Raw genomic sequence first — 2,120 nt, 5'->3', positions numbered from 1 at the left:
CTGTATAATTATCAGTGGTGTTTGTATATTAGGGTTAGAACGAAAATATATAACTATAATTTTTAAAAATAAAAAAACATCTGAAATCAAACAGACAAGATTGTGATTTCATATGTTCTACTGCTTAAAAGGGAGAATTTATTCACTTTTGTATTTAAAGATAACTTTTAATTATCCAAACTCCTAAGGGTTTGTTTTAATGGATTATTTTGGATAAAAAGTTTTCATAGTGAATAAGCCTATTTAAATTCACTCCAAAACCTTTTGTATTTCACCAGACTCTAGAGCGTCTAGAAAATGTTTATCTGTTGGTATTAAAAATGCAAATAATTTCATTTCTGAACCTTGATATTTCGCAACAAGTAGCTGCTCGTTATTTTCAGAATAAAAATAACGAGCAACATTATATTCATCGCCACTACTCTTATAAACCAATCCGTCAACAATAGACGAGTTATATAATTCTTCATAATAAGCCTCATCCATTTCTAAAATCTCAATTGCCTTTACTAGATCGTTTTGAAAATACACACGGACATTGTCAAATTCAAATATGAAATCTCCTCCAAAAACATATTCTTCTGGATTTGAAAGTTGCTTGTAGTTTTCACCCAAGTTATGAATAACATGTGATTTCTTATCCTTTAATGTAATCCCATATAAATAAAATTTACCTTGCTCTTCTTTAAAAAATTCACTTTCCATACCTTGAGTTTCATGTTTGACTTCAATAGTAGTTTTAGATGCATTTTTCAGCTTATCTTCATTAATCTGTTGACATCCAAAAGTAACTAACAATCCCACACTTACAAGTAAGGCCTTTCCATACCCTTTCAAATTCATTTTCTTCCCCCCTAGTAATAATTATTATAAAACACCAACCATCAAATATCTATAAATTTACATTTTTGGATTTATATAATTTGAAGTATAGAAATCATACTTAGGCTAAATCACTGCTTTTTGTATTAATTGATGCATACCAGCTATACTTACTAATTATATTTTGATGGAATTACGTCTACAGTTTTCACACGCTTCTTCAAAATCTGTGACATATGCTTGAGACTTTAAGACAATGTAATGCTATGATTCCTTTATAAGCATAATTTTTGACTAAGCATTTATGAATAAAAGGAGAAATTTATTATGCAATATAAGATTTGGAATGGGGCTTCTGCAATTGTAATTGATAGTACAAGAATATTAATGGTACGAGGCAAAGGAGCAAATAGTTGGGGTGTTCCATCAGGAGAAATTGAAGAGGGCGAAACATCTGAGGTTGCGTGTATTCGTGAAGTATGGGAAGAAACAGGATACAAGGTTAAAATTTCGAAGACTTTACATACAAAAAATACCACTATTGAAGATTATGACGTTACAACTACCTATTTTTTATGTGAAATCATTGGTGGCTCTATTCAATACCACGACCCCGACGAACTTGTTGAAGAAATCGCTTGGAAAAGTGTAGAGGAAATTGAAAACATCGAGCATGCCTATCCTGAAGATAAAGAAATGATTAAACAAATGCTAATATCTAGAAAATAAGTCCTCTGACATATTTGTTACAAGAGAGGCGCTCTTGCTTATTGAATTACGTTACTTTTCATTCCAATAAGTATACTGTTTAAACATTCCCTATAATTTTTTATTCAGCTATTTAACTAGCTGATTCTGGTTCAAGAATAACGAACGTACCTTAGAATAAGGAGGCTTGTTATGAAAAAATGGAAAATTTACATCATCACCTTCCTCTCTCTATTCCTTATAACAGCATTTTTCTTTGTCCAAGGCTTTAACAAAGAAAAGGAAGTTGCTAATCAAGATGTTCATTTATCCGACGAAGAAAGACATGAATTGGAAAAACTGATGTGGCAAATCAAAGATCGTTTACGCAAGGAAAAATATGGTTTCATTCTAGCTCATGCTATTTTACCTAATGAAATATCGAAATCATCGTGAAATTAAGCAACGTATCTGAAATAACTACTTACTTTTAAGTAGTTATTTTTTATTTGAAGAAAATTTTCTACTTATTTTATTTAAAAGCAAAAATAATGAATAAAATATAACTATATTAAATAAAAAACCCAATATTTCAAAACTATATTGATATT

General features: G+C 29.9%; 3 protein-coding genes. 2 read left to right on the top strand and 1 reads right to left on the bottom strand.

Annotation, left to right across the window (positions count from 1 at the left end; all coding sequences use genetic code 11):
• Nucleotides 1-249: 249 nt before the first annotated feature.
• A complete protein-coding gene (locus C9J34_RS21225; protein WP_107842151.1) occupies nt 250-843 on the bottom strand; it encodes a hypothetical protein in 594 nt (197 codons plus the stop codon).
• Nucleotides 844-1,149: 306 nt separating this feature from the next.
• Between C9J34_RS21225 and C9J34_RS21220 the strand changes: the two genes are divergently transcribed.
• The gene (locus tag C9J34_RS21220) at nt 1,150-1,551 is read left to right on the top strand and encodes an NUDIX hydrolase (RefSeq protein WP_107842150.1); all 402 of its coding nucleotides are present in this window, start codon (nt 1,150-1,152) and stop codon (nt 1,549-1,551) included.
• A 171-nt stretch (nt 1,552-1,722) separates the two neighbouring features.
• On the top strand, nt 1,723-1,965 hold the full coding sequence (locus C9J34_RS21215; RefSeq protein ID WP_107842149.1) for a hypothetical protein: 243 nt from the start codon (nt 1,723-1,725) through the stop codon (nt 1,963-1,965).
• Nucleotides 1,966-2,120: the final 155 nt, after the last annotated feature.

Origin of the sequence: Metasolibacillus meyeri (assembly GCF_003049505.1) — a bacterium.
In the GTDB taxonomy this organism is placed as follows: domain Bacteria; phylum Bacillota; class Bacilli; order Bacillales_A; family Planococcaceae; genus Metasolibacillus; species Metasolibacillus meyeri.
The sequence above is the reverse complement of the archived record's forward strand: the minus strand, read 5'-3'. Positions and strand labels throughout refer to the sequence as shown.

Coding starts and splice junctions, on each gene's coding strand:
- C9J34_RS21220 (WP_107842150.1), top strand. CDS start 1,150: ATGCAATATAAGATTTGGAATGGGGCTTCTGCAATTGTAATTGATAGT.
- C9J34_RS21225 (WP_107842151.1), bottom strand. CDS start 843: ATGAATTTGAAAGGGTATGGAAAGGCCTTACTTGTAAGTGTGGGATTG.
- C9J34_RS21215 (WP_107842149.1), top strand. CDS start 1,723: ATGAAAAAATGGAAAATTTACATCATCACCTTCCTCTCTCTATTCCTT.